The organism is Gilvibacter sediminis, from assembly GCF_028561565.1.
GTDB lineage: Bacteria > Bacteroidota > Bacteroidia > Flavobacteriales > Flavobacteriaceae > Gilvibacter > Gilvibacter sediminis.
The window spans coordinates 181,531-198,007 of sequence record NZ_JAQQTE010000022.1; the positions used below are offsets into that span (position 1 = coordinate 181,531).

Genomic DNA, 16,477 nt, shown 5'->3' on the forward strand with positions numbered 1-16,477 from the left:
TTCAAGAATGATAAAAAAAGTAGTTTTTATAATTAGCCTGATAAGTCTGCTTTTGGCCTGTGAGCAAAAAGATAAACAAACAGACCGCTTAGCTGTCGCTCAGGATTACTATGAAATGTTGAACACCAATGATCTCGCAGCTCTTCCCCGGCTTATGACAGACAGTATCACCACCCGTGAACCCAAGTATGATTATCAGCAGACCTTTGCCAGAAGCGGTTATGTAGATTGGATGAAATGGGATGCCATGTTTAAGCCCAATTATGAGGTGCTAAAAATGGAGGAGGTAGACAGTACTGTGGTGGTTGAGGTTGCCAAAAGCTGTAAGCGAATTGAGTTTCTACACGGAGAACCCATAATCACAAGACAAGTGTTGTACTTTGACGAGCAACGCATCAGCATAGTAGAAACGAAAGATGAAATTGTTTTTAAAGATTCCGTTTGGGTTGCTAATAGACAAAAGCTTTTAGACTTTATGCAAGACAGTTTTCCAGAATTTGAATCTTTTATTTTTGATCAAACCGAAGAAGGCGCCCAGCGCTACCTTCAGGCTATTGTTTGGTATGAAGATGTAAAAGGTGTAAATGCTAACTTTAAATAAAGATTCAACGAATAGTCTAGTGATGAATCCTATCTTTAAAACTGATACCTTTTTGCTTCGCGAGATCACTGCGGATGATCTCCCACATATTTACCACGGGCTTTCGCACCCCGAGGTCATTCCTTTTTACGGTGTGTCCTTTGACAGCCTAGAGGCTACCCGAGAACAGATGGATTGGTATGCCAAACCCGAGCAACAATGGTGGGCCATTTGCAGTTTGGATGGTGATGAATTTTACGGAGCTGCCGGACTCAATGATATTGATCTTCAAGTTGGAACTGCAGAGATCGGGCTTTGGTTACTGCCAGATTATTGGGGGCAAGGCATTTTGAAACAGGCGCTTCCGTTTGTTGCCGATTACGGACTCTCCAAACTGGGTCTGAATCGTATTGAAGGCTTTGTAGATGGCGGAAATACGAATTGCAAACGCGCCATGGCCAAGCTGGATTTCATCCACGAGAAAACCTTAGAAAATGCTGAAGAAAAGGACGGCCGTATGATAGATGTGGAGGTTTATGTAAAAACACGAAAATGATGCTGAAAAAAACCTGAGAAAGAGACGGTCCCGCGGTTGATCTGAGGTAAATACATAATTACGGTAATCATTCAATTCTTCTATCTTTAAGCCTAGATTAAAGTCAATTGATGAACATAATGAATTCAAGATTATTAGCGCTGTGTTGTAGCTGTACACTTCTTGTTTTAGGAGTTAGCTGCAAGTCTGAGAAGCAGCAACAAACTTTAACTGACACAGCGACAAATTCTGAGGTTCAGATTGTAGGAGCCATGCGCAATGTGATGTGGAAAGGCGAGCTGGGACCTGCGATAGTTTTAGATAGCCTTAATGACAAAGCCGGTTTATACGGGATAGGGCCACTGAGCTATTTACAAGGCGAATTATTGATCAACGATGGGAAGAGTTATATTTCTCGGGTCCTTACTGATTCTACCATGCAAGTGGTAAATACCTTTGATGCGTCAGCCCCATTTTTTGTTTATGGGCAGGTTCAGCAGTGGAATAAAATTGAGGTGCCTGATCAGGTCAAGGATTTAAAATCACTAGAAGCTTTTTTAGTTCAGCAAACACAGGAGCGAGAAACGCCATTTGTTTTTAAAATTAAAGGGCAGGCTGAAAGCGCAAGTATTCATATCCAAAATTTACCAGAGGGTACTAAAGTAAGTTCTCCGGCGGAGGCACATCAGGGACAGACTAATTATGAGCTCGCTGATACTGCCGTGGAGATCGTGGGCTTCTTCTCTAAAAAGCATCAAGGGGTATTCACCCACCACGATACTTTTATGCATCTGCACTTAATCACTTCAGATGAAACTCAAATGGGACATTTAGACGCCATAAGCTTAGGTGATTTTGAGCTTTATCTACCTCAATTTTAAAAGGGGATGTAACATTTTCAGATTTCTGCATCTAAAGCGCAAATCAAACTCAGAAATCATGAAAAGAATTGCACTTATAATCGCTTTAATCTTTAGTTCTATCAGCCTGGCACAACAAGAGGCCATCAAAATAGAAGTTCAAGGTTCGGGAGATCCTATCTTACTCATTCCAGGTTTTACCGTTCCCGGTAGCAGTTGGGAGAGCACCGTGGCCCATTTATCTCAAAATTTTGAATGCCATATTGTGACCTTAGCAGGTTTTGGCGGTCTGGAGCCCATAGACTTTCCTTGGTTGCCGCAGGTCAATGATTCCTTAGAGCACTATATTCAAACCAATGAGCTTAATGGGCTTACCATTATCGGTCATAGCTTGGGAGGAGCCGTTGGGACTTGGTTGGCGAGTAGACCTGATAATTCTGTCGAACAGCTGATTTTAGTGGATGCACTTCCTGCTGCAGGGGCCTTGATGATCCCGAATTACGATCCAGACGTATTGGTTTACGACAGTCCCTACAACAACCAACAGCTCGCTATGAGTGACACCGAGTTCGCGCAAATGGCGGCGATGATGGCTAGCGGAATGAGTCTTAATGCTGAGACTCAACAGCAGATCAAAAACTGGATCTTGGAGGCAGATAGAAAAACTTATGTTTACGGCTATACGGATTATCTCAAATTAGATCTGCGTGAAGATCTAAAGAACATTCGTGCAGAGGTTACTATAATTGCTGCAGATCAGCCTTACGGCAAACAGGTCATTACACAGACCTATGAAGGGCAATACGCCAATTTATCTGCCTATGATTTGCGGATTGCAGAAAATTCTGCTCACTTTGTGATGTTTGATCAACCCGAGTGGTTCCAAAACCAGCTCGAAGACTTACTCAGCCGCGGCGAATGAATCTAGAAAAAGACTTTGACCAGATCTTCCACAATTACTCAGATAAGGTGTACCGCCTTTGTTTGGGGTACGCCGCTGGTGATATTGCTCTTGCCCAAGACTGGCAGCAAGAGACCTTCATCAAGGTGTGGAAGCACAGAAAGTCTTTTAAAGGCGAATCCAATATCAGTACGTGGATCTATCGCATCGCTGCCAATACCTGTCTGGGTGATCTCAGAAGCCTTAAAAAGCAATTGCCTCTAAAGGAAGAAGCTCTAGCTCAGCTCCGCAGTGATGAAACAGAGACTCAAGAAGATCAAATTTGGCAGATGTATCAATGCATTGATCAACTCACGCCACAAAACAAAACCATGATACTCTTGGAGCTCGAGGCAGTTCCGCAAGCGGAAATAGGACAGACCATGGGCCTCAAACACGGCGCCGTGAGAACGCGCCTGAACCGTATCAGACAATCACTTTTAAAATGTCTTACCAATGGAAAAAGATAAACTCTCACAGCTTTGGGAAGCGCAGCACGAACAGACGCTTCAACTCAATCCAGACTCGCTTAAAAAACTGGCTTCCAGGCAGCGCAAAGGACAGTATCTAACCCTTTTAATTATTGGCATGACCTTTTTGATCGTCGGCGTATACGCGCTGATCTACGCCTTAGGCTCTTGGAATAATTTTAGTTTGGGTTTACTGCTGATGCTGGGTAGTCTGGGCGCTCGAATCGGTTTTGAACTCTTCTCCTTATATAAAAAAGAGGCGCAGCTCATCGCTATGGATCCATTGCGTTTCCAAGAATACTTAAAGCGGCATTACCGATTGAGGCTGCGCGTAAATTATTGGATCACGCCGCTCTGCTTTGGGATCTACTTGATTGGCTTTGTTCTGTTATTGCCTTATTTCAAGCAGGCGTTTTCATCTGGTTTTTACAACTACCTGCTGATCTCCGGATTTGGTTCTATTTTACTAGTTGGGATCATCATAGCGCGCTCGGTGATCAAGGAACAACGGTTTTTAAAAAGCCTTCTTTAGTCACAGGTTTGTGCGAAGTGTTCAGGTTTTCTAGGTGTTTTGGCGTATTTTCGTGCCACTACCTAGAATCTATCGGCCCTGTGAAGCCCGAACTAAACAATTAAAGCTGCTATGAAAAGCAATCTTACTGATTTGAGTACACTGGATCTTTTTCTATCCGGTCTTTCAACAGAAGAGTACACCCAACTAAAACCCAACCTACTTGAAGAGTCCCTTAAAGCCATGCCACTGTTGAGCTGGGACCTCTTTATGAGCGCTTACCAAAAGCAATTGACCCAAGCGCAAAAACGCGCTGAGGTTGATAAAGTGTTTGCCTTTGCCAAGAAATTCAAATGGCAAGCCGATCTTGACTTAGCCTTTGCGGAGAACGATTACGAGGCCTTGATCATTACAGACAAGGATCAGAATATTATTTGGGTCAATGATGGCTTTACGGTAATGACGGGATATGAAAAATCCTATGCTATAAGTAAGACTCCGCGCTTTTTGCAAGGAGCCAGCACTTCCGTAGCTACCAAGAATCGCATTCGTAAGAAACTAAAAGCGAACAAACCTTTCTCCGAGGTGATCGTAAACCACAGAAAGGATCGTTCCCCGTATAAATGCGAAGTGAAGATCATTCCGTTGGTCAGTGAAACCACCACGCACTATATCGCCTTTGAAAAGGCGGTTGTTTAAACAATGGAATGAAACCGCAAAAGACTTACTTAAAAGGTAAATCTGTATTTATTATTTCCTTGCTGGTGATTGTCATCACCGTGTTGACGGTATACTTTTCTGGGCTCCACTATCACAGAAGCCTAACGACCAACCTGTATATGTCTTTAGGCATCATAGCGACAGCTTTAGTGCTTTTTATGACCTACGGGCTTTATTTTGGGGTTGGACTCTTAGACAACTTTCCAAAGTTTAAGCATTTTCAAAGAGGAGATATCCTTGGCACGACCACTCCAGATATAGATTTACCAGACATTGAGGTGGGAGAGGGTATAGGCGGAATTATCGCCTCCATTGTCTTTTGGATCCTTATGACCATTGCCATTGTTGTTTTGCTTATTGTTTTGGAAGCGATCTTTTGGTTTTCGCTCTTTGTGTTGCTTGCCATGTTGTATTGGGTGTTCTTTAGAGCCTTGCGCTTGGTGTTTAGCAAGTCCAAAGAAACTCAAGGCGATCTCGGGATCTCCGCGGTCTACGCTTTAGGATATACAGTCTTGTATGTAGGTTGGATCTTTGCTGTAGTATATCTCGTAGAGCTATTTCGTTAGCGGAGCGCTTTGGATCAGTTTTTAGTTATCTTTAGTTGCCGATGCTTTTAAGATTCACACTTTTTAGGTGTATTCTTATTTAAATTCGATTCATAATTCCATGAAAAATACCTTAGAAGAATTAATCACCAAACTCGATCTTAAACCGCATCCGGAAGGTGGTTATTACAAAGAGACCTACCGTAGTACGGGAACTATTTCCGCCTCGAATCTCCCAGCTGAATATGCAGGAGAACGCAATTTTTCAACCAGTATCTACTTTCTCTTGACTTCAGAGAATTTTTCTTCCTTCCATCGAATCAATCAAGACGAGATCTGGCATTTTTATGATGGGTCGCCTTTGCTCTTGCACATCATAACTCCAGAAGGCGCTTACAGCAAGCATCGTATAGGGATTGATCTGAGTAAGGGAGAAGTTCCTCAATATGTGGTTCCTGGTGGTTGTTGGTTTGCCGCTGAGGTGATGGCCCCTGACAGTTTTTCCTTTATTGGTTGTACGGTTTCTCCCGGTTTTAGTTTTGCTGATTTTCAGCTGGCCAACCGCAGCGATTTAACCCATCAGTTTCCCCAGCATGCGGCTGCCGTTGAACGGCTGACGCGAGAGTAAGCCTGTGTCAAGTAGACTTCCGATTATTTGACTAGTTTTAAGGTATCAACTGCTAAACCATCTCAATGGATCGAATCCACAGTCAAAAACACAGCCTTGAATCTTTTTGGTATGTCTTATCAAGGATGCTTGAAAGATCATCTTTTTATGGCCTTAGAGCTATACTCGTACTTTATATGGTGGATGAAGCAACGCTGGCCTTAGATCAGTCAGAAGCTTTTTCTTTTTATGGCCTCTTCATTAGTGTATTTGTCTTTTCTCAGATCCTAGGAGCGCTCTTGGGAGATTTCGTTTTAGGAAATAAAAAGACTGTGATCGTTGGAGGGGTTTTACAAGCCTTAGGCGCATTCTGCCTCTGTTTTCCATCTATGGCAGGGCTTTATGCAGGAATGGTTTTGGTCGTGCTGGGAGGTGGTCTGTATACACCAAATCTTATCGCCAACTTCGGTAAATCATATCTGAATAGATTAAAATTGTTGGACTCGGGTTTTACGCTCCTATACTTGGCCGTAAATTTGGGATCATTCCTGGGAATTTTAGCTCTGGGAATTTTAGCAGATAGCCAAGGATATGCCATCGCCTTTGGACTTTCGGGCATGTTGGCGCTGATGGCGATCGTTCCAATTGTCCTCACTAAAGAACCCGATCTAAATGCATTGAAAAAGCCTAGTTTTTCGCTTAACAGACGGATACTAAACATCTTGATAGCCTTTATTGTTGTGGGTGCTTTCTGGGGGCTTTACGAGCTTTCAAGCCTTTGTTTCTATGATATTCAGGCGCAGTTTGGAGATATGGAAGGCTTAGGGCTTGGTCATAGTGAGTGGCAATCCATGAGTACCTATATTTTGTTACCACTAACATTTTTGGCCGTTTTAGCGTGGAGTTATTTTTATACAAGTCAACTCTTTAAAATGGCGCTTGGTTTCATTTTTGGAGTTCTGGCTTTTGTTGTTTTCTTGCAAATCCCGCAAGTGGCTACAGAGCAACACGGAATACTATTTATTGTGAGTTTGATCCTTTTAGGACTAGCGGAGGTGTTTACTGCTCCTGTGGTGCATTCCGTTTTAACTCAATACACCAATCCTAAATACCTAGCAATAATGATCAGCTTGTCGTTTCTGCCAACGCGAATGGTGTCATCAGCTTTTGCCTTGTTAAACGATTTGATCTACGATGAGCCTATCCTCGGAGTGCAATTAGCCTTGGGCGGGATGAGTCTAATGGCGCTGCTTTTAGTAGGAACGTTTGTAATCAAGCGCTTTGTGAAGATAAATTAGAGGAACTTGGTAGGAAACCTGCACCTTATGATAGGCCGATTAGGATGTGGAGTTTGAGTGAATAGTTGTGTTAAAATATATCGAGGCAATAAATTAGACAGTATGGAAATTGAGATAAAAACACTTCTTAATTTTTGGGAAAAGAGACGAGTGATATTTACAGTGGCTATTGCCGTTGTGCTTTGTTTTGGTTGGCTGATGCGTGGCGATGTTCCTAATGGTATTGGTCCTGAATCTCCGTGGATTCCCGCATTAATATGGTTAATCGGCGCCAATGTATTTTATTGTCTTGGTTGGGGATTTGAACTCCTCTTTGTTTATTACTTGCGTTCATCTCGTACTGCCAAGCGTGTTTATTTTACCGAGGACAGCAGAAACGTTATGTTTTGGCTGGGTCTTGTGTTCTCACTAATATGGACCTGGTTCAACGTGCCATATATTTATCAAGCATTCCTACCATAGTCTTAAAGCATTTAACCAAATTGCAATGAACCTCACCAACGATCAAATCTATAAGCTCATTGGCCTTGCAATATCCGTCGTGATTCTAATTGTTCTGTATCGCTATGGCAAAGGAGGTGGCGATGATGATACCCTAGATTGGGATATGGATGATTTTGATATTAACTGAGACCTTTACCCTAAGCAAGACTGCATGAAAAGAGCTATAATCATAGGAGCGACCTCTGGAATAGGTAACGAACTTGCTAAACTTCTTGTTCAGCACGATTATTTGGTTGGAATCACTGGTAGACGTGTAGCAGAACTCGAAAAGCTAAAGCGGGAAAACTCCGGAGCTTATTTTATAAGTTCTTTTGACTGTACCACAGCGAACAATGCTGAAAAATTAACGGAATTGACCAACCAAATGGGAGGGCTTGACCTTTTGATTTTGAGCTCCGGAACTGGAGATCTCAATGAAAACCTCGACTTTGAAATTGAGCATAACACAAACCTGCTCAATGTAAATGCCTTCACTCAAATAGTAGATTGGGCTTTCAATTATTTTCAAGCGCATGGCAAGGGCCATTTGGTCGCAATAAGTTCTATTGCGGGAATTCGCGGTAGCAGGCTAGCACCGGCATATAATGCGTCTAAGGCTTATCAGATAAACTACTTGGAAGGCTTAAGGCAAAAGGCTACTAAATCCAAGAAACCCATCTTCATCACTGATATAAGGCCAGGCTTTGTGGATACCGACATGGCCAAAGGGGACGGACAGTTTTGGGTTGCATCTAAAGAAAAAGCGGCTCGTCAAATCTTTGGGATAATAAAAAGGAAAAAGGGCATTGGCTATGTCACCAAACGGTGGTGGATTGTCGCTAAGATATTGCGATTGATTCCGAGTTGGGTTTATAGGAGGATGTGATTATTATTTTTGGCGCCTGCCGCCTTCGACGTCACCGCGCTATCCGTTATATCTTTCCGCTGCGCAGAAAGGATGCCACTGCTATCGCTGGCGCGGGGGATTTCCACACGAATCGTTCAACCTTGGCTTATCTTTTCGGTATCTTTAATTTGCTTTTTATAACCACATGAATAATACCAAAATATTAGCTAGAACCTTTTTCGTCTTGAGTCATCTCGGCTTGTTTTTCATGTTTTTATATGAGGACGAATTACAAGATAATGACTTTCCGTTTTTAGCTGTTTTTTGGGGTTTAGGTATTCTTAGTCTTGGTTTTAATGTCTATTTGGCAGATCAATTGAACATTAATAAATGGGTTTTGATTCTATTCACAATAAGCGGCCTGGTTTGGGCCTTTCCACCAGCGTTAGCCACCTATTTTGGAATTCCTTTTTTGATATGCTATTTTATTATAGGAATCTTTATTCATAGTAGAGGTAGTAGGAAGATCGAGAGTGATAGCTGAGGATTGATATATTAAAGAATGTGACTGTGGATAAACATAGAACTGAGTACATTATTTCTGGGAGTCACTCAGAAAAGCTTTTTGCTGCTGTAGATTGGTATATTCAAAACAAGCTTGGAGGAGATTTAGTTGAAAGTATTGAAGGTCTTGATCAAAAATATTTGGATTATAGACTTTCTGAAGGCATAATCACTTTACATTGGGAACATTATTTAGGAATATCAGTACATGCTGAATCATCAGAGGAATTAATAAAGTATTTAGACCAAATTAAGGCTGAGTTTTCGTCTATTTGATTTGAAACAGAAATTTTAGTCTGTGGCTATTATAGGTGTATAACTTGAATTATAACCAAACAAAGGTTCAGAAATATGATTTGTTCCGAACGCCTGGCTTACAATTTAAAAACTTTTTAAAAAATTAAAATGATTTTACCCCATCGTGCACGTTTTATCAAAAAGTACTTTTTTGAGTTTTCCTTTGACGAAAACGATGAAATTGTTGAACCCGATTACGAGAAGTTTAAAACACTAAATTCTGCCGAACAGTATTTTTTAGCAACCATTTACAATTGGGATGATGGTGTAGAAGTATTGGAATGGATCGTCAAAAGTGAAATTTGTGATAAAGGAACGGCGGCGAGAATATTTTGGTCTGCTGAACCCGATTATTATTTTGATTATACGAATGATACCATTGATGAATGGGGCAAGGAGGTATTTCATTTACTTAAAGCAATTTTAGAGCGCTTTAAAAACCAAGACTTTGTTTCATCTAAATGGAAATTCATTCCATTAGAAGAAGGATATAAAGTTGATTGGCCAAATGCTAGAGGAGAATGGGAGCTGCCTTTAGATTTGAAAAATGGTGTTAAGGGTAAAAGGCCGATTGTGATTGGGTGAATTATGGAAGCTGATTCTAAATTAAAGTTAGGTATTGCTCTTGAAACTCTTGGTAAAGAACCAATCAATGGACTGAGACATATGCCAGAAAACCAAACTAATGGTTGGTACATATGGTGTGGAACCGAGTTTTCAGAGGCAGAAGACTTTTTCAAACCACTTCATGTTGAACACTTAAAGGAAGTATTACCTAGTGTTTTAAAATTCTTAGATCTTGCTCCTGGACATAGATTCCTAATCGACAATAACGGATATGAAGATGTTTGGTTTGACGAGAACTTAATTTAAAGTGGGTGACCAGAGATTTTACGAATTGAACCAACTATTGAAGTAAATATGGCAACAAACAAAAGGATTACTCGCTCTTCGGCCTCCGTAGCCTTCGGCGAAGGAGGCACGCTCGTGATCCTCGTTTTGGTTTGTTGCTAAAAGAAAAGACCCGCAAAGTTTAAGCAAATATACTTGCTACACTTTTTGGGTCTTTTCTTTTGTCGGGATGAGAGGATTCGAACCTCCGATCTCTGGTCCCCCAGACCAGCACTTTAACCGGACTAAGCTACATCCCGAGTAGCGCGCAAAGGCGCTTGTGTTTCATCTATTGATGGTCAGCGAAATTAGGCAATTTCCCTGAATTGTGTCTTCCTTTTTTAAGAGAGTGAGCTTAGTTTTTGGCTTCCAAGTGTTTGGCCAATTGCTCCACGTATTCCAAAGCAGTTTTCTCCGCGTTTTTAGGATCTATGATCTTAGAAGTAACTGCTGCAACCAATTGGTCGTTCTCATCCGCAGTTAAGTTAAAGGCCAGGGTTTCTACTACGTAGTCTACACGTGTTCTGGTGGTGGTAGATAAAGGAATGTAACCACCAAAGTTCTCGTAATATGGACCGACAGCATATGGTGTGCGGTAGTAACGGTAAAAGCCTCTGTAATAACCAGGGTAATCAAAGGCTGTACCTGCGTAAACACCATTGGTAGTCGTTTCTACGGTAGTTTGTTTGTCTTTTACCGCAGTGATCACAATGCCGTCATAGCCTTCACTATTCATTATAGATCGTACCATTTTCAAGCGTTCTTCACTCATCTCATATTCTGCATGGATCTTTGGGAACTTGGTAAAGCTTTCCGTGGCTTTCATACCGCGTCTGCGCATCTCATCAGCAAAGGCAGTCTCAAAAGCAATACGCGCATCGGTATTGTTGGTTCTGGCAATGACCAAAATATTCCTTTGTTTAAAGTCATCCACGTTGTCTTGAGGCGCTTTCCAGGTGTTGATCACATCAATACTTCCGCAGCTTTGTAGCCCTAAGAAAACGAGTAATAATAGCACTAATGGTTTGATAGTCTTCATGGTTATCTAGTTTGGTTCCTGTGTTGCAAAAATAATTCTAAAATGCGTACGATAAAGTAATTCCATATCTAAATGAGAGTAAACGGAAGCGCGCCCGTTCCTCCGTAGTTGAAAATCGAAAGTCGCTGTCTAAAAAGTCAAAGATGGCGTATTCGCTCAAGGTTTCATTTAAATTATCATAGAAGGATTCGGGCAGATCTCGAGTGTTCCGGATAGAGTAGTTGTGGTACCCCGTTCCAGGACCAGCAATCAAAAAGTCAATGGCAAATCGTTTGTTGATAGCCCATTTGTAGCCGACCATGAGTCCCCAAGAGGTAAGTTTTAGCCGCCCGTCAAACCGAATGTCCAGCGGGGTTCCATCGTCATCAATAAAAATACCATTGATCTCCGAGCTGTAGTTAGTGTGTTTTAAATAGGCGCCAAAATAGAATCCATCCATTCTATATTGACGCGTCTTTTTAATATAGTAGCGCACTTCTGGAATGATCTTAAAGCCCGAATAGGTCAAATCATTGGTGGTCAACCTGGAGGTGCGCAATCCCGAGAATCGGATCAATCCTTCTTCGCTCTTTAAACCAAAACCCAGACTGGCCGCCCAGTGATCTCCCAAACTGCGCTCATAGCGTATTTGCAGTGATCCGTTGATCAGATCACTCAGATTGAGTCCAATCTCATTGCGATAATTAACTTCTGTATCAGACTCTTGAGCCATACTGGTCCCAAATAATAGAACTGTTAATAGGAGAAGCCAGCTGTTTTTCATCTGCGTTTAGGTTGGATTAATTGCGTTAGTAGTCTTAAATGTACGGGAATTCCTTGTAATTTTATAAAGCGATTTAAGCAAGCCTTTATGCGTAAAAAACACTGTGAAATCTGTTCTAAAGACTTTGACACTATGTACCGAGTCCAATACAAACAACCCAAAGCTTGGGTGTTTTTATGTGAAAGCTGTTTGCTAAAAGTGAAGAAAGATAATCCGCTCTATAAATACGGCGGTACGTGGAAGCGATAGTTCAATCCATATTACTCAATTCATGGAGTTAAATATATTTCAAATAGATGCCTTTACAGATCAGGTTTTTGGTGGCAACCCTGCAGCGGTCGTTCCCTTAAAGGAATGGCTGGATGAAAAGACTATGCTCAAAATTGCCCAGGAGAATAATCTGGCAGAAACGGCTTATTTCGTGCAACGTGAAGATCATTTTGAAATTCGCTGGTTTATGCCGCATGCCGAGATTGACCTCTGCGGTCACGCTACATTGGCATCGGCCTTTGTGATCTTTCAGTTCATTGATCCTTCTTTGGATGTAGTTCAATTTAATTCACAGAGTGGTCCTTTAAGTGCAAAGCGTTTAGCCAATGGGAGTATTCAATTGGATTTTCCAACTCGTAAACCTGAGCCTATTACCATTCCGCAGGAAGTTTTTGAGTCCTTCAATCACAAACCCTTAGAAGCACATGCCAGTCGTGATTTGATTTTACTGTTTGAATCTGAAGATCAAATCCGAAGTATTGAATATGAGCTTAACAGTTTAAAGCATTTACCGTATTTAGGTATAGTTCCCACGGCCAAAGGAGATTCCGTAGATTTTGTTTCTCGGGTATTTGATGCTGTGGCCAGCATGCCGGAGGATCCTGTTACGGGATCAACCCACGCCAGTTTAATTCCTTTTTGGAGCGAGAGACTCGGAAAAAAGACCCTTTTGGCGCATCAATTATCAGAACGTGGAGGCGTGTTGTACTGCGAGCATAAAGGAGATCGCGTGCACATTGCAGGACATGCAGTATTGTATTTAAAAGGAAAGATCTTCATCTGATTTCTTTTTTGCCATTACCCCTTGCCACAATTAAGAATTTGAATAAATTTGCATTCCTCTTACGGGGTGTAGCGTAGCCCGGTTATCGCGCCTGCTTTGGGAGCAGGAGGTCGCAGGTTCGAATCCTGCCACCCCGACAAAAGAAAAAGCCTGAAAAGTGTAGAGAATTTATTCTCTTAAACTTTGAAGGCTTTTTCTTTTGCAACAAACTAAAACCAGGATCACGAGCCGCAGGCGAGTAATCCTTTTGTTTGTTGCTGTCTTTACACGAACCACAGTTTATTCTCTTAAACTTTGAAGGCTTTTTCTTTTGCAACAAACTAAAACCAGGATCACGAGCCGCAGGCGAGTAATCCTTTTGTTTGTTGCTTTTATTTACGACTTTACTATACCGATCAAGTTCAACAGTGCCTTCCGCTTTCGCGGCTAACTCCTTCAAACATCCACTGGATGTTTGGTTTTGCGAGGCAAAACAACACTCGTTAATGTTTGTTGCAGTCGGTCGCAGGTCCTTCCCCTTCGGGGATGCCTCCATCAAATGTCCACCGGACATTTGGTTTTGCGAGGCAAAACAACACTCGTTAATGTTTGTTGCTTTCTTAATACGAACCAAAGTTTATTCTCTTAAACTTTGAAGGCTTTCTCTAGCAACATCCCCAAATCAGGATCATTTGCGAAGCAAAAAGAATCCTTCAAAATTTACCTTTACCAAGCGATGACAACAAAAAAAAGCGCCCGAAGGCGCTTTAAATTTTTCTTTCCCAAAGCTTATTGCTTCCGCAAGTAAATGGTTCCAAAGTCGGTTCGGATATCCAGCTTGGTACCGCCACCGTTTAGCTCAGCATTGATCATTTTTTGATTGTCGCTGTACTCTTCTTGAATGATCTTAAAATCGAGATTACTCAAGATCTCTTGTCCAACGATACTGGCGCTAACCTTAGCTTTTGCGGGCATGGTGATGTCAATATCGCCATCATTACTAATAATAGAGAACAGATCATCAGGGCGCTTTTTGTCAAAGACCACCTTCACATCACCTCCTAAGGTGTTAACAAGAGCAGGTCCGCTAACATCGGTCAACTCAATGGCCTTGTATTGGCTAGAAACCATGAGTTCTCCTGCGTAATCGTTGATTTTTAAGGCTTCCGCAGAAAAGATCAAACGGCTGGGGTTGCTGTTGTTTTTACATTTCCCGGCATCTAGAACAAGTTTTACGCTATTCGGTACTAAGATCTCATAAGACGTACTGCTCACAAAGAGCACGTTGGATTGTCCGTCCGCAGCTTTATCCGTAATGGTCAAACGACTCCCAAACTTTTGAATGTCAAAATTCATGTCAATGGCCGTGTGGTCTTCTTTGGTGCTTCCCAGAGGAGTAAGCCCTTTTGATTTCTCTTTTTTGTCTTTATCAAAGGTGCTGAAATACAAATAACTGATCGAGTCCGTGCTCGTGGTATTTACGCGAGCTTGGCCGTTTAGCACATAGCTGTTGCCTCTATTGACATAAAAGACATTCTCTGGAGTATTGCTTTTTATGACCACTTGATCCCCATCGTAGCCCGATATTTGAATCTTAGAGGATGTACAAATTTCCAAAGTGCCTTTTTTAAAGTCGATGGACTTTTCCTGCGCAGAAAGGCTTACTGCGGCCAGAAGCATTACTAAAGTGATGAACGTTTTTTTCATGATGAATGTTTATTGATTATTAAAAGCAGCCACCGCCAGAGAGGCCGTATTGCGCACTGCGGCTTCCTGGTTGCGGTCTGCTACGATTTGTTCTAACGGATCTGTAGCTCGTGTTTCTTTGAGCTCCGCGAGAGTTTTTATAAGTTTTATTTGTACTAAGGCTTCAGTCTCACTGCTTAAAGCGCCGAGTAGGGCCGTGCGAACTTCTTCCTGCTGACCAAAGGCCTTAAGAGCGGTAATAGCCTCTATCTTAACATTGGTCTGAGTCTCCTCACTCAGTAAAGAGATCAGTACTTTTTGAAAGTTCTCATCGGCAGTGCGATCTTGACTTTCTTGATAGGCCGCCAAGGCTTCCAATTGTTCACTCGGATATTCCATCGCGGCAATTTGATCCAACATTTCTTGCTGTGCTGGGTCAATTCCGGAGTCATTATTTAAAAAAGGAATGCTCAACATTCCCAGTACCAAAACGGCTGCCACCGCATACCACCATTTGGTTTTTGGTTTTTTAGCAGATGAGTGGAACTCTTTTTTAAGACGTGCTTCAAAGAACACATCTTGTGATTCGGGCCACTGCTTAAGTTTTCCTTCTGATTTTAATCGTTCTAATTGCTTCTCTAAGGACATGTCTTTAATTTTTTTTCGATGGCTGCTTTTAAAGCCAATTTTGCTCGTCTATACTGATTGCGTACTGTACTTTCTTTGAGTTCTAAATGCTGAGCGATCTCTTTGTGAGAATACCCCTCAATAGCGTACAAGACCACAACCAACCGATGCTGTTCTTTTAGTTCATCCAAAGCTTCTTGCATCAGCTTTAAGGGCAGCTCATCGGTCTGATCTTCTTCTGGAGTAAAGGCTACTGTGGTGTCCTCTTCCTCTTGCCAGTCAAAGCGCTGTTCTTTGCGCAATACATCCAAAGACATATTGGTTGCAATTCGGTAGAGCCAAGCTCCTAAATTGCTGTTCAAGTCCAGATCATCAATCTTTTGAAAGCCCTTGATAAACGCTTCCTGAACCACATCTTGCGCCAAGCTAGGCCGCTTTAATATGCGTATCGCGGCAGTATACAGCAACCCTTTGTAGGTGTTAAATACCTCGAGCTGAGCTGCGTAAGAATTGGCTTGGCAGGCCTTGATTAGTTGTGGTGTGTTAGACAATCTGTGATGCTTTGTTGTTTAGTAAACGGGCCGTTTTTAAAAATGTCGCAAAAAAAATTCGAAAAATTTATTTTTCAGGAAATCCGTACATCGAATAAATTTTGGGTTGTAAGTAATTTCTGTATTTTTGTGAGATCAACTATTGCAACTAGACCGCCTTTAAATTGAAAAAGGATGTACTTTTTGTCTTGGTTCAATTTTTACTCTTTGTTTGTTATTTATTGAACTGGGGCCTTTTGGATATAGAAGCACCTCTTGTGCTACGATATGCCGCTAGTGCAGGTGTAGCCTTAGGTATCATCATTGTTATCCTCGGAATTCTCAACCTGAGTGATAATTTAAGTCCTTTTCCTTCACCAAAGAAGAACAGTGTTTTGATCCAAAATGGCATCTATAAATACGTTCGTCATCCTATCTATCTCGGAATTTTGGTAGGCATGTATTCTTATGCGCTCTACGCGGCATCTGCTGAAAAACTACTCATTACCCTACTGATCAATTTTGTCTTTTATTGGAAATCCAGCTATGAAGAAGAGCTTCTAGTACAACGCTATAGTAGTTACTCCAATTACCAGCAAATGACTGGAAGATTCTGGCCTAAATTCGGTTCCAAAAGAACACAATAAGGTT

Annotated in this window: 24 protein-coding genes and 2 tRNA genes; 20 read left to right on the forward strand and 6 right to left on the reverse strand. The window is 41.7% G+C overall.

Features of this window, described 5'->3' with window-relative positions; translation table 11 throughout:
• Nucleotides 1–7 precede the first annotated feature (7 nt).
• The 16 genes from POW22_RS13020 (at nt 8) to POW22_RS13095 (ending at nt 10,130) form a co-directional block, all read left to right on the forward strand.
• A complete protein-coding gene (locus POW22_RS13020) occupies nt 8–601 on the forward strand; it encodes a hypothetical protein (RefSeq protein ID WP_272833189.1) in 594 nt (197 codons plus the stop codon).
• Nucleotides 602–623: 22 nt separating this feature from the next.
• Entirely contained in the window at nt 624–1,136 is a 513-nt protein-coding gene (locus POW22_RS13025; RefSeq protein WP_272833190.1) for a GNAT family N-acetyltransferase, read from the forward strand.
• Nucleotides 1,137–1,255: 119 nt separating this feature from the next.
• Nucleotides 1,256–1,996: an acetolactate decarboxylase gene (locus POW22_RS13030; RefSeq protein ID WP_272833191.1), complete on the forward strand. Its 741-nt coding sequence runs from the start codon at nt 1,256–1,258 to the stop codon at nt 1,994–1,996.
• A gap of 58 nt (nt 1,997–2,054) precedes the next feature.
• Nucleotides 2,055–2,897: an alpha/beta fold hydrolase gene (locus POW22_RS13035; protein ID WP_272833192.1), complete on the forward strand. Its 843-nt coding sequence runs from the start codon at nt 2,055–2,057 to the stop codon at nt 2,895–2,897.
• Complete coding sequence (locus POW22_RS13040) at nt 2,894–3,385, forward strand: RNA polymerase sigma factor (RefSeq protein WP_272833193.1); 492 nt, start codon at nt 2,894–2,896, stop codon at nt 3,383–3,385. The genes POW22_RS13035 and POW22_RS13040 overlap by 4 nt, the downstream gene beginning before the upstream one ends.
• Entirely contained in the window at nt 3,372–3,917 is a 546-nt protein-coding gene (locus POW22_RS13045; protein ID WP_272833194.1) for a hypothetical protein, read from the forward strand. Before POW22_RS13040 ends, POW22_RS13045 begins: the two co-directional genes overlap by 14 nt.
• 111 nt (nt 3,918–4,028) lie before the next feature.
• A complete protein-coding gene (locus POW22_RS13050; protein ID WP_272833195.1) occupies nt 4,029–4,595 on the forward strand; it encodes a PAS domain-containing protein in 567 nt (188 codons plus the stop codon).
• Nucleotides 4,596–4,603: 8 nt separating this feature from the next.
• Nucleotides 4,604–5,182, forward strand: a complete 579-nt coding sequence (locus tag POW22_RS13055) for a hypothetical protein (RefSeq protein ID WP_272833196.1) — start codon at nt 4,604–4,606, stop codon at nt 5,180–5,182.
• A gap of 100 nt (nt 5,183–5,282) precedes the next feature.
• Complete coding sequence (locus POW22_RS13060; RefSeq protein WP_272833197.1) at nt 5,283–5,789, forward strand: cupin domain-containing protein; 507 nt, start codon at nt 5,283–5,285, stop codon at nt 5,787–5,789.
• A 65-nt stretch (nt 5,790–5,854) separates the two neighbouring features.
• Nucleotides 5,855–7,066 carry an MFS transporter gene (locus POW22_RS13065; protein ID WP_272833198.1) on the forward strand — a complete coding sequence of 404 codons (1,212 nt, stop codon included), beginning with the start codon at nt 5,855–5,857 and terminating at the stop codon, nt 7,064–7,066.
• A gap of 102 nt (nt 7,067–7,168) precedes the next feature.
• Nucleotides 7,169–7,528, forward strand: a complete 360-nt coding sequence (locus tag POW22_RS13070) for a hypothetical protein (protein WP_272833199.1) — start codon at nt 7,169–7,171, stop codon at nt 7,526–7,528.
• Between the two features lie 25 nt (nt 7,529–7,553).
• Entirely contained in the window at nt 7,554–7,697 is a 144-nt protein-coding gene (locus tag POW22_RS13075) for a hypothetical protein (protein ID WP_272833200.1), read from the forward strand.
• A 24-nt stretch (nt 7,698–7,721) separates the two neighbouring features.
• A complete protein-coding gene (locus POW22_RS13080; protein ID WP_272833201.1) occupies nt 7,722–8,435 on the forward strand; it encodes an SDR family NAD(P)-dependent oxidoreductase in 714 nt (237 codons plus the stop codon).
• A 531-nt stretch (nt 8,436–8,966) separates the two neighbouring features.
• On the forward strand, nt 8,967–9,236 hold the full coding sequence (locus POW22_RS13085) for a hypothetical protein (RefSeq protein ID WP_272833202.1): 270 nt from the start codon (nt 8,967–8,969) through the stop codon (nt 9,234–9,236).
• 129 nt (nt 9,237–9,365) lie between these two features.
• Nucleotides 9,366–9,842 (forward strand): DUF4274 domain-containing protein, encoded by a 477-nt coding sequence (locus POW22_RS13090; protein WP_272833203.1) that lies wholly within the window; start codon nt 9,366–9,368, stop codon nt 9,840–9,842.
• A 3-nt stretch (nt 9,843–9,845) separates the two neighbouring features.
• On the forward strand, nt 9,846–10,130 hold the full coding sequence (locus POW22_RS13095) for an immunity protein Imm33 domain-containing protein (RefSeq protein WP_272833204.1): 285 nt from the start codon (nt 9,846–9,848) through the stop codon (nt 10,128–10,130).
• A 203-nt stretch (nt 10,131–10,333) separates the two neighbouring features.
• Here the strand turns inward: POW22_RS13095 and POW22_RS13100 are convergent.
• The 3 genes from POW22_RS13100 to POW22_RS13110 form a co-directional block, all read right to left on the reverse strand.
• A tRNA-Pro gene (locus POW22_RS13100) sits at nt 10,334–10,408 on the reverse strand.
• 95 nt (nt 10,409–10,503) lie between these two features.
• Nucleotides 10,504–11,187, reverse strand: coding sequence for a hypothetical protein (locus POW22_RS13105; protein WP_272833205.1), 684 nt, complete (start codon nt 11,185–11,187; stop codon nt 10,504–10,506).
• Nucleotides 11,188–11,224: 37 nt separating this feature from the next.
• The gene (locus tag POW22_RS13110; protein WP_272833206.1) at nt 11,225–11,950 is read right to left on the reverse strand and encodes a DUF3575 domain-containing protein; all 726 of its coding nucleotides are present in this window, start codon (nt 11,948–11,950) and stop codon (nt 11,225–11,227) included.
• 87 nt (nt 11,951–12,037) lie between these two features.
• Between POW22_RS13110 and POW22_RS13115 the strand changes: the two genes are divergently transcribed.
• The 3 genes from POW22_RS13115 to POW22_RS13125 all read left to right on the forward strand — a co-directional run bounded on the left by POW22_RS13115 (nt 12,038) and on the right by POW22_RS13125 (nt 13,141).
• The gene (locus tag POW22_RS13115; protein WP_272833207.1) at nt 12,038–12,199 is read left to right on the forward strand and encodes a hypothetical protein; all 162 of its coding nucleotides are present in this window, start codon (nt 12,038–12,040) and stop codon (nt 12,197–12,199) included.
• A gap of 22 nt (nt 12,200–12,221) precedes the next feature.
• Nucleotides 12,222–13,004: a PhzF family phenazine biosynthesis protein gene (locus POW22_RS13120; protein ID WP_272833208.1), complete on the forward strand. Its 783-nt coding sequence runs from the start codon at nt 12,222–12,224 to the stop codon at nt 13,002–13,004.
• A 62-nt stretch (nt 13,005–13,066) separates the two neighbouring features.
• Nucleotides 13,067–13,141: transfer RNA gene (locus POW22_RS13125), tRNA-Pro, on the forward strand.
• A 631-nt stretch (nt 13,142–13,772) separates the two neighbouring features.
• On the opposite strand, the gene POW22_RS13130 is transcribed toward POW22_RS13125, so the two are convergent.
• The 3 genes from POW22_RS13130 to POW22_RS13140 are packed head-to-tail and all read right to left on the reverse strand — an operon-like array spanning nt 13,773 to nt 15,847.
• Nucleotides 13,773–14,690: a DUF4097 family beta strand repeat-containing protein gene (locus POW22_RS13130; protein ID WP_272833209.1), complete on the reverse strand. Its 918-nt coding sequence runs from the start codon at nt 14,688–14,690 to the stop codon at nt 13,773–13,775.
• Nucleotides 14,691–14,699: 9 nt separating this feature from the next.
• The gene (locus POW22_RS13135) at nt 14,700–15,317 is read right to left on the reverse strand and encodes a HEAT repeat domain-containing protein (RefSeq protein ID WP_272833210.1); all 618 of its coding nucleotides are present in this window, start codon (nt 15,315–15,317) and stop codon (nt 14,700–14,702) included.
• Entirely contained in the window at nt 15,308–15,847 is a 540-nt protein-coding gene (locus POW22_RS13140) for an RNA polymerase sigma factor (protein WP_272833211.1), read from the reverse strand. Before POW22_RS13140 ends, POW22_RS13135 begins: the two co-directional genes overlap by 10 nt.
• Nucleotides 15,848–16,011: 164 nt before the next feature.
• Here POW22_RS13140 and POW22_RS13145 point away from each other — a divergent pair, with 164 nt between their 5' ends.
• Nucleotides 16,012–16,473 carry a methyltransferase family protein gene (locus POW22_RS13145; RefSeq protein WP_272833212.1) on the forward strand — a complete coding sequence of 154 codons (462 nt, stop codon included), beginning with the start codon at nt 16,012–16,014 and terminating at the stop codon, nt 16,471–16,473.
• The last annotated feature ends 4 nt before the right edge of the window (nt 16,474–16,477 follow it).

Coding starts and splice junctions, on each gene's coding strand:
- POW22_RS13020 (WP_272833189.1), top strand. CDS start 8: ATGATAAAAAAAGTAGTTTTTATAATTAGCCTGATAAGTCTGCTTTTG.
- POW22_RS13025 (WP_272833190.1), top strand. CDS start 624: ATGAATCCTATCTTTAAAACTGATACCTTTTTGCTTCGCGAGATCACT.
- POW22_RS13030 (WP_272833191.1), top strand. CDS start 1,256: ATGAATTCAAGATTATTAGCGCTGTGTTGTAGCTGTACACTTCTTGTT.
- POW22_RS13035 (WP_272833192.1), top strand. CDS start 2,055: ATGAAAAGAATTGCACTTATAATCGCTTTAATCTTTAGTTCTATCAGC.
- POW22_RS13040 (WP_272833193.1), top strand. CDS start 2,894: ATGAATCTAGAAAAAGACTTTGACCAGATCTTCCACAATTACTCAGAT.
- POW22_RS13045 (WP_272833194.1), top strand. CDS start 3,372: ATGGAAAAAGATAAACTCTCACAGCTTTGGGAAGCGCAGCACGAACAG.
- POW22_RS13050 (WP_272833195.1), top strand. CDS start 4,029: ATGAAAAGCAATCTTACTGATTTGAGTACACTGGATCTTTTTCTATCC.
- POW22_RS13055 (WP_272833196.1), top strand. CDS start 4,604: ATGAAACCGCAAAAGACTTACTTAAAAGGTAAATCTGTATTTATTATT.
- POW22_RS13060 (WP_272833197.1), top strand. CDS start 5,283: ATGAAAAATACCTTAGAAGAATTAATCACCAAACTCGATCTTAAACCG.
- POW22_RS13065 (WP_272833198.1), top strand. CDS start 5,855: ATGGATCGAATCCACAGTCAAAAACACAGCCTTGAATCTTTTTGGTAT.
- POW22_RS13070 (WP_272833199.1), top strand. CDS start 7,169: ATGGAAATTGAGATAAAAACACTTCTTAATTTTTGGGAAAAGAGACGA.
- POW22_RS13075 (WP_272833200.1), top strand. CDS start 7,554: ATGAACCTCACCAACGATCAAATCTATAAGCTCATTGGCCTTGCAATA.
- POW22_RS13080 (WP_272833201.1), top strand. CDS start 7,722: ATGAAAAGAGCTATAATCATAGGAGCGACCTCTGGAATAGGTAACGAA.
- POW22_RS13090 (WP_272833203.1), top strand. CDS start 9,366: ATGATTTTACCCCATCGTGCACGTTTTATCAAAAAGTACTTTTTTGAG.
- POW22_RS13095 (WP_272833204.1), top strand. CDS start 9,846: ATGGAAGCTGATTCTAAATTAAAGTTAGGTATTGCTCTTGAAACTCTT.
- POW22_RS13105 (WP_272833205.1), bottom strand. CDS start 11,187: ATGAAGACTATCAAACCATTAGTGCTATTATTACTCGTTTTCTTAGGG.
- POW22_RS13110 (WP_272833206.1), bottom strand. CDS start 11,950: ATGAAAAACAGCTGGCTTCTCCTATTAACAGTTCTATTATTTGGGACC.
- POW22_RS13115 (WP_272833207.1), top strand. CDS start 12,038: ATGCGTAAAAAACACTGTGAAATCTGTTCTAAAGACTTTGACACTATG.
- POW22_RS13120 (WP_272833208.1), top strand. CDS start 12,222: ATGGAGTTAAATATATTTCAAATAGATGCCTTTACAGATCAGGTTTTT.
- POW22_RS13130 (WP_272833209.1), bottom strand. CDS start 14,690: ATGAAAAAAACGTTCATCACTTTAGTAATGCTTCTGGCCGCAGTAAGC.
- POW22_RS13135 (WP_272833210.1), bottom strand. CDS start 15,317: ATGTCCTTAGAGAAGCAATTAGAACGATTAAAATCAGAAGGAAAACTT.